9 protein-coding genes and 1 pseudogene are annotated in these 16331 nt (G+C 71.8%); all 10 read left to right on the top strand.

Annotated features, from left to right (window positions below):
- Positions 1–45: 45 nt before the first annotated feature.
- The 10 genes and pseudogenes from ACZ7OY_RS33615 to ACZ7OY_RS33570 all read left to right on the top strand — a co-directional run bounded on the left by ACZ7OY_RS33615 (position 46) and on the right by ACZ7OY_RS33570 (position 16330).
- Complete coding sequence (locus tag ACZ7OY_RS33615; RefSeq protein WP_471914954.1) at positions 46–918, top strand: PhzF family phenazine biosynthesis protein; 873 nt, start codon at positions 46–48, stop codon at positions 916–918.
- A 724-nt stretch (positions 919–1642) separates the two neighbouring features.
- Entirely contained in the window at positions 1643–3121 is a 1479-nt protein-coding gene (locus tag ACZ7OY_RS33610) for a sugar transferase (RefSeq protein WP_471914953.1), read from the top strand.
- Between the two features lie 73 nt (positions 3122–3194).
- Positions 3195–4514 carry a nucleotide sugar dehydrogenase gene (locus ACZ7OY_RS33605; RefSeq protein ID WP_471914952.1) on the top strand — a complete coding sequence of 440 codons (1320 nt, stop codon included), beginning with the start codon at positions 3195–3197 and terminating at the stop codon, positions 4512–4514.
- Positions 4504–5771: pseudogene (locus ACZ7OY_RS33600) on the top strand (glycosyltransferase family 4 protein). The gene ACZ7OY_RS33605 and the pseudogene ACZ7OY_RS33600 overlap by 11 nt, the downstream one beginning before the upstream one ends.
- The gene (locus ACZ7OY_RS33595) at positions 5768–7132 is read left to right on the top strand and encodes a Wzz/FepE/Etk N-terminal domain-containing protein (protein WP_471914951.1); all 1365 of its coding nucleotides are present in this window, start codon (positions 5768–5770) and stop codon (positions 7130–7132) included. The pseudogene ACZ7OY_RS33600 and the gene ACZ7OY_RS33595 overlap by 4 nt, the downstream one beginning before the upstream one ends.
- Positions 7129–8682, top strand: a complete 1554-nt coding sequence (locus tag ACZ7OY_RS33590) for a Wzz/FepE/Etk N-terminal domain-containing protein (RefSeq protein ID WP_471914950.1) — start codon at positions 7129–7131, stop codon at positions 8680–8682. The genes ACZ7OY_RS33595 and ACZ7OY_RS33590 overlap by 4 nt, the downstream gene beginning before the upstream one ends.
- Positions 8683–8685: 3 nt before the next feature.
- Positions 8686–10620, top strand: a complete 1935-nt coding sequence (gene asnB, locus ACZ7OY_RS33585) for an asparagine synthase (glutamine-hydrolyzing) (protein ID WP_471914949.1) — start codon at positions 8686–8688, stop codon at positions 10618–10620.
- A 25-nt stretch (positions 10621–10645) separates the two neighbouring features.
- Complete coding sequence (locus tag ACZ7OY_RS33580) at positions 10646–12829, top strand: bi-domain-containing oxidoreductase (RefSeq protein ID WP_471914948.1); 2184 nt, start codon at positions 10646–10648, stop codon at positions 12827–12829.
- Positions 12826–14796, top strand: coding sequence for a heparinase II/III family protein (locus ACZ7OY_RS33575; RefSeq protein WP_471914947.1), 1971 nt, complete (start codon positions 12826–12828; stop codon positions 14794–14796). Before ACZ7OY_RS33580 ends, ACZ7OY_RS33575 begins: the two co-directional genes overlap by 4 nt.
- 13 nt (positions 14797–14809) lie before the next feature.
- Entirely contained in the window at positions 14810–16330 is a 1521-nt protein-coding gene (locus tag ACZ7OY_RS33570; RefSeq protein WP_471914946.1) for a right-handed parallel beta-helix repeat-containing protein, read from the top strand.
- Position 16331: the final 1 nt, after the last annotated feature.

The raw sequence follows: 16331 nt of genomic DNA, 5'->3' as shown, positions 1-16331 counted from the left end.
CGGTAAGTCCCGGGCTCGGGCCGGGCGCTCGGTATCGTCAAGATCATGACGAATCCGCCGCGTCCCGAAGTCCTGCGCTACACCGCCTTCTCCAGCGACCCCGGGGGCGGGAACCCCGCGGGCGTCGTCCTGGACGCCACCGCCCTGGACGACAGCGACATGCTGGCCATCGCCGCCGACCTCGGATACTCGGAGTCCGCGTTCCTCACCCCGGCCGCAGCGGGTCCCGGCGACCGGGAGGAACGGGCGTACGACGTCCGCTACTTCAGCCCGAAGGCCGAGGTGCCGTTCTGCGGGCACGCCACCGTCGCGGCCGCCATCGCGATCGCCGAGCGGACCGGGCCCGGCGAGCTGGTGTTCGCCACACGGGCCGGAACCGTACCGGTGGAGGTGGCCCAGGAGGGCGGGACGCTGCGGGCCACGCTCACCAGCGTCGAGCCGCACCTCGAGGAGATCGCCGAGGCCGACCTGAACGAGGCCCTCGCCGCACTCGACTGGCCGGCCGCCGATCTCGACCCGGCCTTCCCGCCCCGCATCGCGTTCGCCGGGGCCCGCCATCTCGTGCTCGCGGCCGCGACCCGCGCCCGACTCGCCGATCTCGCCTACGACTTCGCACGCCTCGAAGCCCTGATGCACCGTCTGGACCTGATCACGGTCCAGCTGGTGTGGCGTGAGTCGGCCGACGTCTTCCATGTGCGTGATCCGTTCCCGGTCGGCGGTGTCGTGGAGGACCCGGCGACCGGCGCCGCGGCGGCCGCGTTCGGCGCGTACCTCCGTGAGCTCGGCCTTGCCCCCGAGGACGCCGTCCTCACCCTGCACCAGGGCGTGGACCTGGGCCGCCCCGGCGAGCTCACGGTGACGCTGCGCGCGGGAGATCCCCGGGTCCGCGTCAGCGGCGCGGGAACGCGCATCGGCTGACCGACCGGGCCGATCCGGCCAAACCGGCCGTTGCGGCCTCGACGGTTGACCCGTCGGCACATACGGCTTGTTCTCGATCACGGGGCGTGGCACCGACGGTGCCACGCCCCGGCCTTCGTCCCGGGGGCCGAGGGCCGGCGGGGCCTGTCGCCCCATGCGCCGCACAAGCCCCGCCGCGGCTCACCGACCGCTGACGCATCGACACCCCGCCCGGGCGCCGGGCCGGCCGCCGGCGCGGGCGTTGGCGCAAACCACCTGTATACGGTCATCGATCGACGATCCGACACCAAGTCCTGAGCACAAATTCCACACATGCCCCTCTTCAGACTGGCCCCGATGGTCTAGATTGACCGTGCTTCACCTGTTCGAAGGCGAGGCGACCAACAATGGTCCATAGGTCCGGCGTTACGGGGTAGAGAGCGTTTTCGACTCCGGTGCCGGACGTGGGGGTGATCGGTTCTTGGGGTCCGAGGGGGGAGCCTTGGTCGTGGGGAGCACCAAGGTCTTCGACGGACTTCCATGTGCCTCGAATGCCTGGCGGGACACGCAAGTGCGCTGTCGCCGGGGTGGGTTGTTCACATAGCTCTGCAATAGCCGAAATGTCATGCGCGGGGGGGCGGGACCTTCCGCGGGGAGGAACGGCGCGGCACGGGAGGCGGGGGCCTCCCACAGAGAAGGTCAGTGCTAGGCGAACACGTCGACCCACTGGAACCTGGGGGGTTCTGTGCGGCAAGGGGGACTGGTACGCCCGTTTCCGTCTGAACACGGGCGTCTGACGACCGGGGCGATCGACCAACCGGCAACCGACTGGGAGCAGCGGTACCGCCGTACGGTGATCACCAGCGACATGGTGGCCACCGCCTTCGTGGTGGCGGCGATAGGCAACTTCTTCGGGGCCCGGGACGCGGCCAACTGGCATGAGAAGTGGGGGATTCTCGCGTTCGGCACCGAGTTACTGGTGCTGGCGACCCTCACGGTGAGCCGGTCGTGGGCTCCGGCCGTGCTCGGGCAGGGGGCCGAGGAGTTCCGCAGGCTCGGACGCTCGCTGTTCGCGGCGACCGTCGTACTGGCGCTGGGCGGGATCGCCCTGACCTCGCGCAACATCAAACTCTGGATCTTCGTCGCGATCCCCGCGATCGCGCTCGTCACCATGATCACGCGGTATCTGCTGCGTATCTGGCTGCACAGGCAGCGCAAGGAAGGCAGATGCCTGAGACCGGTGCTCGCCGCCGGAAGCCTGGCCACCGTGCGCGACCTGATCCACCGGACCCGCAAGTTCCCGCACATCGGCTGGCGGGTGGAAGCGGTGTGCACGACGGACGGTCTCGGACCCGACGGTGACCTGGTGGACGGAGTACCGGTCGTCGGCCGGCTGACGGACGTCGCGAACCATGTCCACCGCGACGGGTACCGTGTCGTCGCGGTCACCCCGGATCCGCACTGGTCGCCGGACAAGTTACAGCGACTGGCCTGGAACCTCGAGGGCAGCGACGCCGAGATGGTCGTGGCCCCCGTGCTGATGGAGGTGGCCGGCCCGCGGCTGCACGTCGACGCGGTGCTCGGGATCCCGCTGCTGCGGGTGAGCATGCCGACCTTCACGGGAGGCCGCCGTACGGTCAAGATGATCGTCGACCGGCTGGGCGCGGCGATCCTGATCCTGCTGTTCGCGCCGCTGATGCTGTTCGTCGGCCTGCTCGTGCTGGCGGACAGCCGGGGCGGGGCGTTCTACCGCCAGCGCCGGGTCGGCAAGAACGGCCGCGAGTTCACCATTCTCAAGTTCCGCACCATGGTCGTCGGGGCCGACGCGGCACGTGCCGCGCTGGCCGACCGCAACGAGGGCGCGGGCCTGCTGTTCAAGCTCCGCCGCGATCCCCGGGTGACCCGGGTGGGGGCGGTGCTGCGCCGGTACTCGATCGACGAACTCCCGCAGTTGTTCAACGTGCTCGCCGGATCGATGTCGCTCGTCGGTCCGCGGCCGCCGCTGCCGGAGGAGTCCGCCGCCTACGGCCCGGACATCCGGCGGCGGTTGCTGGTCAAGCCCGGACTCACCGGCCTGTGGCAGATCAGCGGACGCAGTGATCTCTCGTGGGAGGAGGCGGTCCGGCTGGACCTGCGGTACGTGGAGGACTGGTCGCTCGCCCTGGACACGGTGATCCTGTGGAAGACACTGCGTGCGGTGCTGTACGGGCAGGGGGCCTACTGATGCGCGCGGAGCGTCGTCGGGCAGGGGCGCGGACGGCAGGCCGGAGCGGCCTGCCCTGGGGGAGGAACGAGTCATGAGGATCAGCGTTTTCGGGCTCGGCTACGTGGGCTGTGTGTCGGCCGCGTGCCTGGCCGGCCAGGGCCACGAGGTCATCGGGGTGGACGTCAACCAGGTGAAGGTCGACCTGGTCAACGACGGCAAGGCCCCGGTGGTCGAGGAGGGGATCGGCGAACTCGTAGCCGACGTCGTGCGCAGTGGGGCATTACGCGCGACCACCGACGTGCGCGAGGCGATCGCGGGCAGCGAAGTGTCGCTGATCTGCGTGGGCACGCCCTCGGAGCCCAACGGCAGCCTGTGCACGACGTACTTGGAGCGGGTCACCGAGCAGATCGGTGGCGCGCTGGCCGAGCGGGGCGGGCGGCACACGGTCGTCTTCCGCAGCACCATGCTCCCGGGCACCTGTCTGAACCTGCTGGTGCCGATCCTGGAGAAGTCCGTCGGCGGCACGGCCGGGGTGGACGTCGGGGTCGCGGTCAACCCCGAGTTCCTGCGCGAGGGCACCAGCGTGCGGGACTTCTTCGACCCGCCCAAGACCGTCATCGGCGAGCTCGACAGGGCGAGCGGCGACGTGGTGGCGGCCCTGTACGAGGGCCTGCCCGGCGAGGTGTTCCGGGTGCCGATCCCCACGGCCGAGGCGATCAAGTACGCGGACAACGCCTTCCACGGCCTCAAGATCGGCTTCGCGAACGAGCTGGGCGCGGTCTGCCAGGCGCTCGGGGTGGACTCGCACCAGGTGATGGACGTGTTCCTGGCCGACCGCAAGCTGAACATCAGCCCCGCCTATCTGCGGCCCGGCTTCGCCTTCGGCGGCTCCTGCCTGCCCAAGGACCTGCGCAGCCTGGTCCACGCGGCGCAGCGGGCGGACATCTCGGTGCCGATCCTGTCCCATGTGCTGCCCTCCAACGCCGACCATCTCCAGCGCGCGGTGGAACTGGTCGAGCGCACCGGCAGGCGCAAGGTGGGCCTGTTCGGGCTGTCCTTCAAGCCCGGCACCGACGACCTGCGCGAGAGCCCGCTCGTCGAGCTGGCGGAGCGGCTCTTCGGCAAGGGCTACGACCTGCGGATCCACGACGCCAACGTGAGTCTGTCGCGACTGCTGGGCGCCAACCGCGAGTACATCGAGAACCGGCTGCCGCACCTCGCGCAACTGCTCGCGGACTCCGCCGAGGAGGTCCTCGACCACGCCGAGGTGTGCCTGGTCGGGACGAAGGACCCGGCCGTGCTGTCGGCACTCCCCCGCGGGGGCGACGGCCCGCTGATAGTCGACCTCATCCGCCTTCCCGACGCCGAGGCGCGCCGGGCCGAACCGGGATACGTGGGCCTTGCTTGGTAGAACGACCGGCGGCGACCGGCAAGACCGGCGCGCGCTGATCCTGGTGGAGAACCTGTCGGTGCCGTTCGACCGGCGGGTGTGGCAGGAGTGCACGACGCTGCGCGACGCGGGCTGGACGGTGCACGTCATCTGTCCGCAGGGCAGCAAGCGGGACACGGAGCCGGAGGCCGTGATCGACGGGGTGCGGATCCACCGCTACCCGTTGCGCGCGGCCACCGGAGGACCGGCCGGCTATCTGCGGGAGTACGGATCGGCGCTGTGGCACACGCTGCGGCTGGCCCGGAAGATCGGTCCGGTCGACGTGGTCCATGCCTGCAACCCGCCCGATCTGCTGTTCCTGCCCGCGCGGTGGCTGAAGCGGCGCGGCGCGCGGTTCGTCTTCGACCAGCACGACCTGGTGCCGGAGCTGTACCTCTCCCGGTTCGGGCGCGGCAAGGACCTGCTCTACCGCGGGGTGTGCGCGCTGGAGCGGATGACGTACCGGGCCGCGGACGTCGTGCTCGCCACGAACGAGAGCTACAAGGACGTCGCGGTGAGCCGCGGCGGGCGGCGGCCGGAGGACGTCTTCGTGGTGCGCAGCGCGCCCGACATCGACCGCTTCCACCCCGTACCGCCGGAGCCGGAACTCAAGCGCGGCAAGCCTCATCTGCTGTGCTACCTCGGTGTGATGGGCCCGCAGGACGGCGTCGACTACGCCCTGCGGGCGCTGGCGAAGCTGCGCGACGAGGTCGGGCGCAGCGACTGGCACGCGGTGTTCGTCGGCGGCGGTGACACCTTCGAGGCGATGGTGGAGCTGTCCCGCCGGCTCGGGCTCTCGGAGCAGGTGCAGTTCACCGGGCGCATCCCGGACGCCGATCTGGTGCGCTACCTGTCCACCGCGGACGTGTGCCTCTCCCCCGACCCGCACAATCCGCTCAACGACGTGTCGACCATGAACAAGGTCCTGGAGTACATGGTGATGGGCCGGCCGCTCGTCTCCTTCGACCTCCGGGAAGCGCGCGTGTCCGCCGGTGACGCCGCCGTCTACGCGCCCGCCGACGACGAGGCCGAGTTCGCGCGGCTCATCGGGCTGCTGCTGGACGATCCGGAGAAGCGCGCCCTGATGGGCAAGATCGGCCAGGAGCGGATCAGCGGGCCGCTGTCCTGGCGCAACTCGCAGGCGTCGCTGCTCGCCGCCTACGCCGCCGCCTGCGGCGACGACACACCGGCGGCGGCGGGCGACCCGGGCCGGGCACAGGGCGGAGGCCGCACCGTTGAACGATGACACGATACGCCTGGTGACGATCGGGCGGATCATCCGTCGGCGCTGGCGGCTGCTCACCATCCTCGCGGTGGTGGGCGCGCTCGCCGGGTACGGCACCTCCTTGCTCTTTCCGCCGCGCTACACGACCTCGGCGTCGGTACTGCTGCCGGGGGCCTGGGAGGAGCGCGAGCTGCTCACCCAGGAGCAGCTCGCGACCAGTTCGACGGTGGTCGACCAGGCGGCCGCCACGCTCCACTGGCGCGGGGTCAGCAACAGCGAGCTGCGGGATCAGGTGAGTGCCAAGACCGCCGACGGGAACATCATCAAGATCTCGGGCACGGCCGACACCCCGGAGCGCGCGCAGCAGCTCTGCGACCAGGTGGCCCAGCAGTTCGTGACGTTCGCCGCGCGCGTGGTGGACGACAACACCGACCCCGAAGCGGCGGAGCAGCGCGAGGCGCTTCAGCAGACGGTGACGCAGACCAGCCGCCGCATCACCGAGCTGGCCGACTCGGCCGATCCGGGGCGGACCGTCGAGAGCGTGCAGGCCCGCACGGAGCTCGAGAAGCTGCGCACCACGCTTCAGGCGGCCATGACCAAGCTGGACCAGGCCGATCCGGCCGGCAACAAGGCCCACATGGTCGTCATGGGACCGGCGGCCCGGCCGACCGGAGAGGCGCCGCCGACCAGGATCCAGCTCGTCGTGGCCGGAGCACTGCTGTTCTTGCTGCTCGGGGTCATCGGTCATCTCACCGCGGCCCGGATGAGCCGCCGGCTGCGCACCCAGCCGGAGATCGCCGCGGCGTTGGGCTCGGCGCTGCTGGGCACCGTCGACGTACCGGGCGGACGGCCCGTAGACCGGCCGCGGGGCCGTGGCCCGCGGTGGATCCGCCGGCTGCTGGGCGTCGACGTCCGCTGGGACGTCCCGGCTCCGCAGGCGTCCGGCGACGAGGCCAGCAGACAGGTCCGCTACCGGCGGGTGTGTGCCCGGCTGCGGGATCGGCTGCCGGGCGCCCGGCAGGTGCTGGTGGTCGTCCCCGGCGGTGACGAGATCGCACTGCGGGCCGCCGGGCAGCTCGCCGCCGAGGCGGGGAGCGATCCGCTCCTTCGGCCGGTGGAGGTCCCGATGTCCCACCCGCTGGTGCCGGACCGCGGCGACGAGTCCGGTGCCCTGGTCGTGCTCAGCGCGGGCAGCTGGACGGCGGCGGAGCTCGCCGGCCTCGCCGAGGCGTGTACGGACGCCGGGCACGAGGTCGTGGGCATCGTCCTCGCCGGCCCGGTCCGGGCTCTTGCGACGCGGTCCGCCGACCGTCCTCGGCATACCGCCACGCCGGTGCTCGCGGTTGGTCACGACGGGAAGGGAAGTTCAGCGTGACGACGAGTACGAGTTCGGAGTCGTCGCCGGCCGCTCCGCTGCTGGATGTGCAGGCGCTGGTGGTGGCGGTGCGCAGGCGGCGCCGCTTCTGGTGCTCCGTGGGGCTGGTGGGGCTGCTCGCGGGCGGGTCGGTGGCGGTGCTGAAGCCGCCGCCGCCGACCGCGGTGACCAAGGTGCTGGTCGCGCATCAGGAGGACCAGCCGAACGACCCCGGCACGCTGATCCGCACCGACGTCGCGCTGCTCCAGACCACGCGGATCGCCGACCAGGCCCTGCGGACCCTCAAGTCCTCCGAAAAACCTGAGGACTTCATGCAGGACTACGTCGGTCTCGGCCTGACCAACAACCTGCTTCAGATCACCGTGACCGGTGACACCGACGCGGAGGCGGTGGCCCGGGCCAAGGCGCTGGCCGAAGCGTTCGTCGCGGACCATGTGCGGCGGATACAGGAAGCCGCGACCGCCGAGTCCAAGGCCCTGCTCGACCAGCGTGACCGACTCCAGGACGAACTCGCGCAGGTCAACAAGGCGATCGGGGACGGATCGCCGGGGAACGGGCCGAAGGCGTCGGCGGACCTGGAGTCGCTGTTCGCCCGCCGCGCCGAACTCACCTCGCGGATCAGCGACTTCAGCCAGAGAGCGTCGGAGGCGCGGATCGGCACGCCCCAGCTCGTCGCCGGTACGCAGATCGTGGACGACCCGCGCGTCCTGGCGCACTCCCTGCCCAAGAGCGCTGCCACCGACTCCGGGATCGGTCTGGTCCTCGGGCTGGTCCTCGGGCTCGCGCTGTCCGCGGTCGGCTCGGTGGTGGCGGACCGCCCCGTGCTGCGCCGGGAGATCGCGTCGAACCTCGGCGCCTCGGTCGTCGCGGAGCTGCCCCGCCGGTCGGTCCGGCCGTGGCGGCGCCGACGGGTCCGGGTGGCCCGCGAACGGCTCATCACGTCACTGGCGCGCACCGCGCGCGGCTCCGCGGAACCGGTGTCGCTGCTCGAACTGGGCTGTGCGCGCAGCACGAGCGGGCTCGCCCTGGACCTCGCCGGGGCACTGACGGCGGACGGGCCGGTGGTGGTCGTCGACGGGCTGCCCGGCCCGCAGCTGGCCAAGCGCCGCCGGAGGCCGGCAGACGTGGCCGTGGTCGGCGGCGAGAGTGCCGCGGCCGTGCCGCAGCAGGACCGCAGGATCGGCGTCGGCTCGGTGGCGCCCGGTACGGCGTGGACCGACCTGCGGTACCTCGGCACCCGGACCGTGCTCGTCGTACGGGCCGGGCACGGCAGCACCGCATGGCTGCACACCGTGGCCAGGCAGCTCGCGGACCAGCGGATCGCGGTGATCGGTGTGGTGCTGATCGACCCCGATCCGCGTGACCGGACCGACGGCACGCTGTGGGACGGGCCGCACACCGCGGTACGTGCCCAGAGCGAGCGGTCGGCCCGGCAGAACGGTGGGGGTACCTCCCAGGCCGTTCAGGCAGTGGGGGAGGACCGGTGGCGGGCCGAGCAACTGCCGATGCGGGCGACACGGTTCCCGGACAGCGACCAGGAGGCGCGGTAGTACATGTGTGGCATCGCAGGCACCTATCGATGGCCGGACGGGAAGGCGGTGGCCGACCGGCTCACCGAGACCCTCGCCCACCGCGGTCCGGACGGGGCGGGCCGTTACAGCCACTCCGCCGGTGACGGCGAGGTGCACCTCGGGCATCGTCGGCTGGCCATCATCGACCTGTCCGAGACCGGCGCCCAGCCGATGAGTTCGGGCGGCCTCGTCCTGACGTACAACGGCGAGCTGTACAACGCGCCCGAGTTGCGAGCCGAGTTGGAGGCCGCCGGGGTGCGCTTCCGCGGCACCTCCGACACCGAGGTGCTGCTGGAGGCCTGGCGGCGCTGGGGCACGGACTGTCTGCCGCGGCTGCGCGGCATGTTCGCGTTCGGGATCTTCGACGAGCGCACCGGTGAACTGGTGCTGGCTCGTGACCAGTTGGGCATCAAGCCGCTGTTCCTGCTGCGGCGCGGCCAGGGCCTGGTGTTCGCCTCCGAGCTCAAGGCGCTGGCCGCCGTGACCGGCGGCACGCTGGAGGTGGACCACGCCGCGCTGGTGGCGTCGCTGCTGTACTACTGGGTGCCGGACTCACGGTGCGCGTTCCGCGAGGCGGAGAAGCTGCCGCCGGGGACCTGGATGCGGTTCCGGCCCGACGGCCGGGTGGAGCGCGGCCGGTACTGGAACCTGCGGGAGGTCGCCGCCGAGGGCAGGGAGCGGGCCCGCAGCGGCGAACTGCCGGACATAGCCGCCGTCGTGGAGGAGTCGACCCGGCGTCATCTGCTCTCCGACGTACCCGTGGCGACCTTCCTCTCCGGCGGTCTCGACTCCAGCTATCTGACCGCGCTGGCCGCCCGTGACCGGCCCGGGATCTCCGCCTACACGATCGGGTTCCGCGCCGAGGACGCCCGGTTCGAGGCGATGCCGGACGACCTGCGCTACGCCCGGCAGGTGGCCGAGAGGTTCGGCGTCGACCTGCACGAGATCGAGATCGCGCCGGACGTGCTCGACCTGCTGCCGCGGATGACACACCACCTGGACGAGCCGATCGGCGATCCCGCCGCGATCAACACGTTCCTGATCTGCTCGGCCGCCCGGGAGGCCGGGGTCAAGGTGCTGCTGTCGGGGATGGGTGCCGACGAGCTGTTCGCCGGCTACCGCAAGCACCTGGCCAACGTGATCGCGCTGCGCTACCAGCGCGTCCCGCGGCCGCTGCGGCGTGGTCTGTCCGCGGCCGTGGACCGGCTGCCGGTCGCCTCGGCCCGCCGCGGGTACCGGTCGGTGCGCTTCGCGAAGCGGTTCCTGTCCTTCGCCGACCTGCCGGAGGAGACCGCGTTCCGGCGCAGCTACACCATGTACGACCGGGACGAGCTGCTCGCCCTGATCGATCCGGACCTGGCCGGGACCGTCGAGGACGTGCTCACCGAGCACGCGGACGTCTACGAGGACAACGACCTCGACGACTTCGTCAACCGCATGTGCCTGGGCGATTCCCGGATGTTCCTGCCGGGCCTGAACCTCACCTACACGGACCGGTCGAGCATGGCCGCGTCGACCGAGGTGCGGGTGCCGTACGTGGACGTCGAGGTGGTCAGGGCGGCGTTCGCGGTGCCCGGTGACCGCAAGATCGTCAAACGGCAGGGCAAGGCCGTCCTCAAGGAGGCGGCCACCTCGGTCCTGCCCCGGGAGATCGTGTACCGGCCCAAGGGCCTGTTCAGCGCCCCGCTGCGGGCCTGGATGAGCCGGGATCTGGCACCGCTGGTGCGCGAGGTGGTCAACGACGGCGAGCTCGTCCGCTCCGGGCTGCTGCGCCGCGACGCGCTGGCGCGCATGGTCGCCGAGGACGCCTCCGGGCAGCGGGACTTCTCCAAGCATCTGTGGCATGTGCTGACCCTCGAGTACTGGTATCGCGGCGCGACCTCCAAGGCCGGCCAGGACTCCCCCGTGACGGCGTAGAGACAGTAGAGACAAGAGGACTTCGGTGAAACAGGTCGTACAGAACTACAAGAGCGGTGAGCTCGCGCTGCTCGACGTGCCGGTCCCGGGGTGCAAGCCCGACGGTGTGCTGGTGCGGACCGCCTTCTCGCTGATCTCCACCGGCACCGAGCTCATGAAGGTGTCCGAGGCCGGGATGTCGATGCTGGGCAAGGCCCGCTCCCGGCCGGACCAGGTGGCCAAGGTCGTGCAGAGCGTGGCCACCAACGGGGTGCCCGCCACGTACCGCAAGGTGATGGGCAAGCTGGACTCCTACACGCCGCTGGGCTACTCGCTGTGCGGGGTGGTCGAGCAGGTCGGCGCCGGGATCGACGACGTGAAGGTCGGCGACCTGGTGGCCTGCGCCGGCAACGAGCACGCGCTGCACGCCGAACTGAACTGGGTGCCGAAGAACCTCTACGCCCCGGTGCCGGACGGCCTCGCGCCCCGGCACGCGGCCTTCGGCACGGTCGGTTCGATCGCGTTGCAGGGTGTGCGCCAGGGCGAGTCGCGGCTGGGCGAGGTGGCGCTGGTCATCGGCCTCGGGCTGATCGGGCAGCTAGTGGTGCAGCTGCTGACCGCCTCGGGAGTCCGCGTCGTCGGCGTCGACCCCGACCCGGCGCGCTGCGAACTCGCCGAGCGGCTGGGCGCGGCGGCCTGCGGCGACCCCGCCTCCGCGGCCGTCGAGGCGGCCGTCGCCGAACTGACCGACGGTCACGGCGTGGACCAGGTGTACCTGGCCGCGGGCGGCGCCAGCAACCAGCCCGTGGAGCTGGCCGCGCGGCTGAGCCGGGACCGCGGCCGGGTCGTCGACATCGGCAAGTGCCGCCTCGACCTGCCGTGGAACGCGTACTACGAGAAGGAGCTCGACGTCCGGTTCTCCCGCAGCTACGGCCCCGGGCGCTACGACCCGGCGTACGAGCTGGAGGGGCGGGACTACCCGATCGGCTATGTGCGCTGGACGGAGCGCCGCAATCTGGCGTGCTTCCTCGACCTCGTCGCCCGCGGCCGCGTCGACGTGGAGCCGCTGGTCTCCCACGTCGCCGACTTCGACGACGCCGTCGAGACGTACCGGAGCCTGAAGGACGGCGAACTGAAGGCCGTGGCCGTGCTGTTCCGCTACCCCGAGCACACGGCAGAGGCGCCGGCCCCCGAGGTGACCGTGCCCGCGGTGAAGCGGGCCGGCACCCAAGTGCCCGCTGCGGCCCGGGCCGTGAAGTCGCCGGTGCGCCTCGCGTTCGTCGGCGCGGGCAACTACGCCACGTCGATGCTGCTGCCGCACCTGTCCCGGCGCGACGGCGTCGAGCTGTCCACGGTCGTCACCACGACGGCGCTGTCCGCGGCCAACGCGCAGCGCAAGTTCGGCTTCGACCGGGCGACCACCGATCTCGACGCCGTGCTCGGCGACAAGTCCGTCGACGCGGTGTTCGTGGTCACCCGGCACAGCTCGCACGCCGACCTGACCCGCAAGGCGTTGCTGGCCGGCAAGTCGGTGTTCGTGGAGAAGCCGCTGGCGCTCACCGAGGACGAACTGGCGGGCGTGCTCGCCACGGTGGAGGAGTCCGGCAACGACCGGCTCCAGGTGGGCTTCAACCGCCGGTTCGCACCGCTGCTCCAGGAGGCCAAGCAGCGGTTCGGCGCCCGGACCGGTCCGGCGAACCTGCGCTACCTGGTCAACGCGGGCCGCCTGGACCACGGCAGCTGGTACCTCCGACAGGGCACCGAGGGCTCGCGGTTCGCGGGCGAGGGCGGTCACTTCATCGACACGGCGAGCTGGCTGCTCGACGCCGACCCGGTCTCGGTGTACACGGTCGCCGCGCCCGGCAACGACGACCTCCAGGTCGTGCTGCGCTACCCGGACGGCTCCACCGCCACCATCAGCTACGTCACCACCGGCGCGGCCGGCTTCCCCAAGGAGACGCTGGACCTGGTCGCGGACGGCAAGGTGCTGCGGCTCGACGACTTCGTCCGCGCCTCGGTGTACGGCCCTAAGAAGTGGGTCAGTTCACGGCTGCCCAAGGCCCGGGACAAGGGCCAGTCCGCCGAACTGGCCGCGTTCGTCAAGGCCGTGCGGACCGGTGGCCCGATGCCGGTGCCGCTGGAGTCGCTGGTCGCCACCACCGCGGCCACCCTCGCCGTGCAGACCGGTCTGGCCGGCGGCGCGGCGGTGACGTTGGCGAGTGCCCGATGACCATGAGCGCGGGCTGGTATCTGCGGCGGCTGTCCCGGATGGGACCGCGGGAGGTCGGCGGCCGGGTCGGCGACACGGTGCGCAGACGGCGCTGGCGCTCGGCGCGGCCGGTCGCCCCGGGCGTGAGCGGTGCCCGGTTCACCGCGTTGCTGCCCGCCGGGACGATCGCCGCGGTGCCGCCGGACGCCGCGAAGCGGCTGGTCGCCGAGGCGGACCGGCTGCTGGGCGGGCACGTCGAGTACTTCGGCGTGGCACGCGACGACCTGGCCGACCCGAACTGGTGGTACGACCCGAAGACCGGGCGCCGGGCTCCGTGGGGCTACGCCTTCGACGTGCCGTACCGCGACGAGGACGCGGTCGGGGACATCAAGCAGATCTGGGAGCTGTCCCGGCACCAGTACCTCACCGTGCTCGCCGCCGCCTACGCGGTCACCGAGGACGAGCGGTACGCCGAGCGGGTGGCCGCGCATCTGCGGTCGTGGTGGGCGGCCAACGCGCCGCTGCGCGGGGTGCACTGGACCAGCGGCATCGAGCTGGGCATCCGGCTGCTGTCCTGGGTGTGGATCCGCCGGCTGCTCGACGGCTGGCCGGGCGTGTCCGCGCTGTTCGAGGACAACCCGGTGGCGCTGCGCCAGATCTGGCACCACCAGCACTGGCTGGCCTCCTTCCCCAGCCGGGGGTCCTCGGCGAACAACCACGTCATCGCCGAGACCGCCGGGCAGTTCGCCGCGGCCTGCGCGTTCGACTGGTTCCCCGCCTCGGCGCGCTGGCGGGCCGACGCGCTGCGGTCGCTGGAGCGGCAGCTGCGCGCCAACACCTTCGGCTCCGGCCTCAACCGCGAGCTGGCCACCGAGTACCACGGACTGGTGCTGGAGCTCGGGCTGGCCGCGCTGGCCGAGGCGGACACCGCGGGCGTACCGGTCCCCGCGACGGTCCGGCTGGTGCTGCTGCGGATGACGGACGCGCTCGCGGCCGTCGTGGACAACCGGCTGCGGCCGCCGCGCCAGGGCGACGCGGACGACGGGCACGGGCTGGTCGTGGACGGCGCGGGCACCGACCGCTGGGGCTCGCTGCTGGCGACCGGGGACGCCGTGTTCGGCCGGCTCGACTGGTGGCCGGAGGTGACCGGCACCGATGTGCGCACTCCGCTGCTGGCCGCGCTCGTCCGGCCGTACGCGAATGACGAGAGCGCGCCGGCGGTGACCCGCCCGGCGGACCGGCCGGCCCACTTCTCCGACGCGGGCATGACCATCCTGCGCGGTCCTGGGCACATCTGGGCGCGCTGCGACGGCGGCCCGCACGGGTTCCTGTCGATCGCCGCGCACGCCCACGCGGACGCGCTGTCCCTGGAGGTCCGGCACGACGGGGTCGACGTGCTCGCCGACCCGGGGACGTACTGCTACCACGGGCAGCCGGAGTGGCGGCGGTACTTCCGCTCCACCCTCGGCCACAACACCCTGGAGCTCGACGGCGCCGACCAGTCCGTCTCCGGCGGCCCGTTCCTGTGGACCCGGCACGCCCGCAGCCGCGTCCTGGTCACGGAGCCGTCCGGTGCCCTGGCCGGGGGGACGGCCCGCTGGTGCGCCGAACACGACGGCTACCAGCACTTCGTGCACCGCCGCCAGGTCGAACTGACGTCAGCGGAGCAGGAGTTGAAGGTGGTCGACGAGGTGCGTGGCCCGCGCCGGGCCGCCGTGCGCCTGGCGTTCCACCTCGGTCCGGCGATCACCGCGGACCTGGTGGGAAACCGGGCCCGGCTCACCTGGACCCGGGACGGCGAGGACCGCTCCGCGGAGCTCGAACTGCCCGGGGAGCTGGACTGGCAGGCGCACCGCGGCGCGAGCGACCCGCCGCTCGGCTGGTACTCGGCCGGCTTCGGACGCAAGGAGCCCAGCACCACGCTGATCGGCAGCGGTTTCGCCGACGGCACGCAGAAGTTCACCACCGTACTCGGATTCCACGGCTAGGGGGGAAGGACGCTTGGGGACCAACTGGCGGCGCTGGGCGCTGCCGGCTGCACTGCTGGCGCTGGCCCTGCCGACGGCGACCGGCTGCAAGAGCACGCCGGATGCCCTGCCGAAGCCGACCACCGCGCAGGCCACGGCCGTGGCCCGGGTGTGCGCCAAGCCCGCGGCCGGGCCGGCGACGGCGCCCGCGGGCGCGGTCACGGTCGACCCCGCGGTGACCGGCGACCTGGCCGCGAAGACCAAGAGCAGCCCCCCGAACACCACGTTCTGGCTGCGGCCGGGCAAGCACCGGCTCGACCGGGACCGCTACGCCCAGGTCGTCCCCAAGAAGGGGGACGTCTACCTCGGTGCGCCGGGCGCGGTCCTCGACGGCCGCAGGACCAACCAGTACGCGTTCGCCGGCACCGCCCCCGACGTCACCATCCGCTACCTCACCGTGCAGGGTTTCGCCGCCCCGCAGAACGAGGGCGTGGTCAACCACGACTCGGCCGACGGATGGGTGATCGAGCACTCGACGATCCAGAACAACTCCGGTGCCGGGCTGATGGCCGGTGCCCGCCAGCAGGTGCGCGCCAGCTGTCTGCGCGCCAACGGCCAGTACGGGATGAACGCGTACAAGGGCAGCGGCCGTATCGGCGGCCTGGTCCTGGAGGGCAACGAGATCACGGGCAACAACACGGACGACTGGGAGCGCAGGCAGTCCGGCTGCGGCTGCACCGGGGGCGTGAAGTTCTGGGCCGTCGACGGCGCCGACGTACGCGGCAACTGGGTGCACGACAACCGCGGAACCGGGTTGTGGGCGGACACCAACAACAACGACTTCCTCATCGAGGACAACGTGCTCGAAGCCAACGACGGTGCCGCGCTGATCTACGAGACCAGCTACAACGCGGTCGTCCGCGGGAACACGATCCGGCGCAACAACTGGGTCGAGGGCCGCAAGTACGCCGACCGCGGCGACACGTTCCCGTTCGCGACCGTCTATCTGTCCGAGTCCGGCGGCGAACCACGGGTCCGGGCCCGCACGAACAAGATCGACATCTATCGCAACGTGCTGGAGGACAACTGGTCCGGGATCACCCTGTGGGAGAACGCCGACCGGTTCTGCAACAGCCCGGCCAACACCTCCTCCGGTGACTGCACGTTGCTGGTGAACAGCACCAAGCGCTGCGCACAGCCGGCCATCGCCACCGCGCCGCTGTACGCCGACTGCCGGTGGAAGACCCAGCGGGTGGACATCCACGACAACCGCTTCGTGCTGGACAAGTCCGTCGTCGGCTGCACGGTCAAGTGCGACCGCATGGCGGTGCTGGCCAACTACGGAACCTATCCGGAGTGGTCGCCGTACCAGGGCGAACGGGTGGCCGAGGCGATCACCGGCAAGCAGCACAACCGCTGGCACGACAACGTCTACGTCGGACCGTGGAGCTTCGTCGTCCACGACCCGAGCCGGATCCTCGACTCCGCGCAGTGGCAGGCCGCGCCGTACCGGCAGGACGCGGGCAGCACCTTCCGCGCCCAGGACGGGGGTTGAG

The organism is Streptomyces sp. NPDC107559 (assembly GCF_055657365.1).
This window is presented reverse-complemented; position numbering and strand designations above follow the sequence as displayed.

Excerpts from the sequence above, each read along its gene's own strand:
- ACZ7OY_RS33615 (WP_471914954.1), top strand. The coding sequence starts at position 46 with ATGACGAATCCGCCGCGTCCCGAAGTCCTGCGCTACACCGCCTTCTCC.
- ACZ7OY_RS33605 (WP_471914952.1), top strand. The coding sequence starts at position 3,195 with ATGAGGATCAGCGTTTTCGGGCTCGGCTACGTGGGCTGTGTGTCGGCC.
- asnB (WP_471914949.1), top strand. The coding sequence starts at position 8,686 with ATGTGTGGCATCGCAGGCACCTATCGATGGCCGGACGGGAAGGCGGTG.
- ACZ7OY_RS33575 (WP_471914947.1), top strand. The coding sequence starts at position 12,826 with ATGACCATGAGCGCGGGCTGGTATCTGCGGCGGCTGTCCCGGATGGGA.